This is a genomic window from Clostridium sp. UBA6640, assembly GCF_002455975.1.
Taxonomy (GTDB): Bacteria; Bacillota; Clostridia; order Clostridiales; family Clostridiaceae; genus Clostridium_J.
On the sequence record NZ_DKLM01000035.1, the window covers coordinates 4,764 to 10,105 of the forward strand.

The 5,342-nt window shown below is 30.0% G+C and carries 5 protein-coding genes; 1 reads left to right on the top strand and 4 read right to left on the bottom strand.

What is annotated here, in order from left to right; genetic code table 11:
* A partial coding sequence (locus tag B2W91_RS03845) for a hypothetical protein (protein WP_291578960.1) occupies positions 1-276 on the top strand: 276 nt, incomplete at its 5' end.
* A gap of 290 nt (positions 277-566) precedes the next feature.
* Here B2W91_RS03845 and B2W91_RS03850 read toward each other — a convergent pair.
* From B2W91_RS03850 to B2W91_RS03865, 4 genes are all read right to left on the bottom strand, one after another.
* The gene (locus tag B2W91_RS03850) at positions 567-2,573 is read right to left on the bottom strand and encodes an aminopeptidase (protein ID WP_291578961.1); all 2,007 of its coding nucleotides are present in this window, start codon (positions 2,571-2,573) and stop codon (positions 567-569) included.
* Between the two features lie 351 nt (positions 2,574-2,924).
* Complete coding sequence (locus B2W91_RS03855; RefSeq protein WP_291578962.1) at positions 2,925-3,281, bottom strand: four helix bundle protein; 357 nt, start codon at positions 3,279-3,281, stop codon at positions 2,925-2,927.
* Positions 3,282-3,458: 177 nt separating this feature from the next.
* The gene (gene tsaD / locus B2W91_RS03860) at positions 3,459-4,481 is read right to left on the bottom strand and encodes a tRNA (adenosine(37)-N6)-threonylcarbamoyltransferase complex transferase subunit TsaD (protein WP_291578963.1); all 1,023 of its coding nucleotides are present in this window, start codon (positions 4,479-4,481) and stop codon (positions 3,459-3,461) included.
* A gap of 352 nt (positions 4,482-4,833) precedes the next feature.
* The coding region (locus B2W91_RS03865) for a RusA family crossover junction endodeoxyribonuclease (RefSeq protein WP_291578964.1) at positions 4,834-5,342 on the bottom strand (509 nt) is incomplete at its 5' end.

Sequence of the window (5,342 nt, forward strand, 5' to 3'; positions counted from 1 at the left end):
ACAATGTTCGCCGCTACAAAATTCTCTTCCATACCTAAGGTGCAGTATGGTATGAAGGATAATTACAACATTAAAGAATATTTAAATAACATTGCATATCTCCATGAATTTAGTGCAATCTCACTAATTTTTCTCCAAACTATGCTGCACCCCAGGGGAACCCTAAAGGGCTTCACTACTGTTCCCCAGGGGTGGAATTTAATTCACAGTTCACAATGCGCAATTCACAATTGTGGATATTTCTCAGCAGGTGCTGAGAAATTTAGAATTGATTAGCTGTAGCGATAGCAGTGTTCGCCATAATCATTACATTATGATATGTACAAAAAAATGGCGAACAATGTTCGCCGCTACAAAATTCTCTTCCATACCTAAGGTGCAGTATGGTATGAAGGATAATTACAACATTAAAGAATATTTAAATAACATTGCACGTCTCCATGAATTTAGTACAATATCACTAATTTTTCTTCCAAACTATGCTACACCCCAGGGGAACCCTAAAGGGCTCCACTACTGTTCCCCAGGGGTGGAAAACTAGCAATATAAAATTGCTAGTTAAAAGCTTATTCAAAAACTTTATTTAACTCTTCTGTCCCTTCAACTACAAATCTTCCATCTCTAATTATATCTATTTTCTCTCCATCTTTTGTTATTACAGAGATAAACTCTAGTCCATCATATGGAAGGGTTATATCTGTATGACAACCTGTGTATGCTTCCTGTGGATTTGTTTTTCTTAATATAGATTTTTCATTATCACGGGCAACAATCTCTTTATTGTCTGGATTATAAACAGGTAAATCCTCGCTATATGAGAAACAGGTATCACCTACCGCAAAATGAGGTCCCATTTTTTCAACTATTAGTATTGGAAGTAAATTAACTATTCCATGCTTTTGTGCTATAACATAGGCAAGTGTATTAGTTCCTATAGCAAATTCTCCTAATGGAAGAGTTTTATTCGGGAATAATAAATTTTCTTGAATATATTTTTTATTTTCTTCTTCTTCTTCAAAATTAGTACAAGTGTATTCCTCAATAAATCCATCCTTAAATTTTAATTCAAGATTATTATATTTTAAATCATCTAAATAAACTTCTTCAACATGAAGTATTCCATTAGTATCTTTTAATACTGGAGACGTAAATACCTCTCCTACTGGAATATTAACATCAGCAACGCAATTTTCAAAGTTAGTTTCTTTTTCTGGGTTTTTAAGCTCATGCATTTTAACCATTATGTCTGTTTTATTTGTACCTTTTCCTTTTACATGAACAAATTCACCTTTGTCTAATACATCTATAATTTTTTGTTGAATTACTTCATACTTCTTACTATCTAACATGTTTATTTCTAATGTATCTTCAAAGATTTCCTCAAACTTCTCTCCTATTTCAGGAATCGGGAAAGCTATAATTGTAAAACTTGTCTCCGCTTGTGGGATATACTTATCCTGTTCTCTTCTTATATCATTCTGACACTCTTGGAACAATACTGATTGCTCTTCACTTAATTTTAGAGCTTCTTTTTTACTTTCTGGTGCAAACGGTATTTCTCCAAAACTTTCAAAAACTAATGGTCCTGAAAACTTTTTAAGATCTTCTTTAAATTCTTCTAGTTTTTTCTTAGAAGCTTCTACTTTTAAATCAGCATATTCCTTATTAAAGAATACCCCAATATCAAACCTATGATCGTAAGTTAATTGCTTATTAGCATCTGTAGCATCTACCCTTGGTAAAATTGAATCCAATCCATATGCTTTAAGCTTTTTAATAAGAGCTCTAGTTATTTGTTCTTGCCCTGCATAAACTATAAGTAAAGCGGTAGATTTTTGGGCGTAATCTTTATTATCTCTTTTAAATCCACTAATATAAGCTTCACAAACTGTGTTTGCTATTATATCTACCTTGTCATAATTATTTAAGAATTTAGCAGTTTTTATTTCATTGTCACTTATATATTCACCATATTTAAATAAATATCTCAAATCTGATAAATCTTCATCTTCGACTATAGTTTTTACATAAGAACCTGTGTCTATAAATAAATCTGATAATCTTTCTTTAACTTCAAATTCTACGACTGATTTTTCGAATTCAAAAATAAGATCTTTTATTTTCTCTGCATTGACTTCATGATTTGTAACATAATTATATAAATCTAAAAATAATTTATTGTAAGCATTAATTCTAGCTTTTTTATGCAAAAAAGCATATTTTATATATCCTCTGTACTTATTAGCTAGCATTGAGGCTATTTTACCTAACTCTTCCCCAAAGACCTCAACAGCATAGCTTGGATTGCAATAGCTTGTCTTGTAATTTTCACCTCTTATAGGCTCATAAAGTTTATGATTCTCTTCAAGCAATTCTTCAAAGCTTTTAGACTTGAAATACTCATCATTTAATTTTTCTTCTAATTCACAAAGATTAGATATAAATGATGCTAATTCTCTTAAAAATAAACAAAACTTACTACTATCACAGCAGCACTTTTCTTTTTCAGCAATAGATTTTATTGTAGCTACAGAGTTTCTATACTCCACTTCATTAAAATCGTAAAAATTCATGGTAATTCCCCCCTTTTTATTGTATAAAATATTACCATACTGGAATAAATTGGTCAACGAGACATTTATAACAAGCTTTAATTTAAAATTATATATTAATAGGTAACATAATTAATTAATGAAGAATTAAGGATGAAGGATGAAGGATGAAGAATTTATGGATATTTCTTAGCAGAAGCTAAGAAATTTAAAATTGTTTCTTTAAAATTACTTTTTACTTGCTACGCTAAAAAACTAGCAATAAATTTGCTAGTTAAAATAGTTAGAAACATTAATCAAACTATAATTATTTATTTTTAACTCCAAATTATTAACTCATGTATATTTTTCTCACTTAGTTCTAAAGAACTATTATACAAGCCTCTGCTTTGTTGTTTTTACTATTGAACTTAATATTTTATATATTTCATCAGATTTTACCAAAGAATCACTAGCTTTTTCTCCATCTAGATACTTTGCTTCTATTAATAATTCTATCCAATACCTAGCTTCATTTACTTCTTTTAATGCTATATTCATTTTGGACAAAAAATCTTTTTTACTTTGGGCATTTAATGCTTCTCTTACATTTGCCCCAACACTCGTACCAGATTTTAATAATTGTTTTGATAAAATAAATTCTTTTTTATTTTCTACTAAGTCTTTATATAGTTGTGTAATTAATATAGCAAATTTAAATGATTCGTTTTCTATTAAATTCTCTCTCATAGATAAACCTCCCAATCTCAGATTTATCTAAATAATTAACATTAATAGCTTACTTTAAACAATTTTAAAATTAATATTTTTTTAAAAGTAAAATATTAATTTTAAAGAATTAGTTCCATAGAACTAATTCTTTCCTTAATACTTAATTCTTCATCTTTAATTCTTAATTCTGTTAAGCTATCTTTCTCCAAGTTTTAAGTTTGGTATAGCATTTAAGGTTAGGTCTGAGATTCTTCCATTTAAGTATTCAAAATATGCAGCACTTCCTATCATAGCTGCGTTGTCAGTACATAGTACCATTGGAGGAAATAATACTTTTATATTATTTTGCTCTCCAGCTTTTATCATGGCTTCTCTTAAAGAAGAGTTAGCTGCAACTCCTCCAGCTATAGCAATTTTGTCTACTTTTTTTATTTTGCAGGCTTTTATAGCATTATCTACAAGTACATCTACTACTGCTTTTTGAAAAGATGCAGCAGTGTCAGCTACGTTTATTTCTTCATTTTTCATTTCCATTTTATTTAAATAGTTTAAAACTGATGATTTTATTCCACTAAAAGAAAAATCTAAGCTTTCTTCATGGAAGTTTGCTCTAGGAAACTTTATTGCATTTTCATTTCCTTCCTTAGCAATTTTATCAATTTTAGGTCCTCCAGGATATCCAAGTCCTAAAGAACGAGCAACTTTGTCAAAGGCTTCTCCTGCTGCATCATCTCTAGTTTCTCCCATTACCTCAAAATCTCCATAACCTTTCATATGTACTACAAAAGTATGTCCACCTGATACTACAAGAGTTACAAAAGGCGGTTCTAACTCTTTATATTCTATAAAATTTGCGCTTATATGTCCTTCTATATGATTTACTCCAATTAACGGTATGTTTAAAGAGTAAGCTAGAGATTTAGCATATTGAAGTCCAACTAACAACGCACCAACTAATCCTGGTCCATAAGTTACTCCTACTGCATCTATATCTTGAAAAGTTAAATTAGCTTCATCTAACGCTTCTTGAACCACTGCACTTATGGCTTCTATATGTTTTCTTGAAGCAACCTCTGGCACTACTCCTCCAAATTTTTGATGTATATCTATCTGAGAAGATATTATATTAGATAATACCTCTCTCCCATTAACAACTACCGCTGCAGAAGTTTCATCACAACTTGACTCTATAGCAAGTATTTTAAAATCCTTCTTCATAATGTCACCTACTTTTTTTACTTTGTTTGATTAACTTCACCAGATAACTAGCAATTATACTACTTATCTCCATAATATTAGTACAAGTTCACTGGTTTTGCTCCGAACTATACTGCACCCCAGGGGAACCCTAAAGGGCTTCACTACTGTTCCCCAGGGGTGGGGTAACTAGCTAACACTGTTCGCCCCTACGATAACTAGCAATGCAATTGATAGTTAAAAAAATTTGTTAAAAGAAATTATTTTGTTTAAAAATAATTTCAACCTAAATTGTCAATTGTCCATTCTCAATTCTCCATTAGATTAACTATCCTTACTATTATACACTTTCATTATGTTTGTAATCAATTTTCTAGAATAACTTTTTAAAGCATGTTTTACATAAAAGAGTTTTGCCTTTATTTGCAGATATGGCGTTTTCTCTTGAAATACCCTTCCCACATATTTCACAAAGTAGGGTATTATTATTTTCTTTCTTTTCTTTTAAATTCTTGTTGCCTATCTGATTTTTTTTATTTGAAGGCGGCGAATATTCTATAGGCTCTTGAGGATTATCTAATTTCTCTATGGAATAATTTATTTTATAGATACTTTCTCCAAATAATTCAAGCTCAAAGCGAGGATTTTTTTCATCATAAAATTCTTCTATTATAATTCTTCTAACTTGAGCATCATTTATAATAAGTCCACTTTTCTCTATACCATCAAAAATACTTTTAGTTATATTATTTGTATCAGGATGACGCTTTCGAGATTTATAATAAACTTTTAAAATTGCGATTAAGGATTCACTAAGTACTATATTAGGATTCTGTATCCTGCATTCATAAGCTATTTCTTCCTCATAAAGTGCATATCTAT

Coding starts and splice junctions, on each gene's coding strand:
- tsaD (WP_291578963.1), bottom strand. CDS start 4,481: ATGAAGAAGGATTTTAAAATACTTGCTATAGAGTCAAGTTGTGATGAA.
- B2W91_RS03855 (WP_291578962.1), bottom strand. CDS start 3,281: ATGAGAGAGAATTTAATAGAAAACGAATCATTTAAATTTGCTATATTA.
- B2W91_RS03850 (WP_291578961.1), bottom strand. CDS start 2,573: ATGAATTTTTACGATTTTAATGAAGTGGAGTATAGAAACTCTGTAGCT.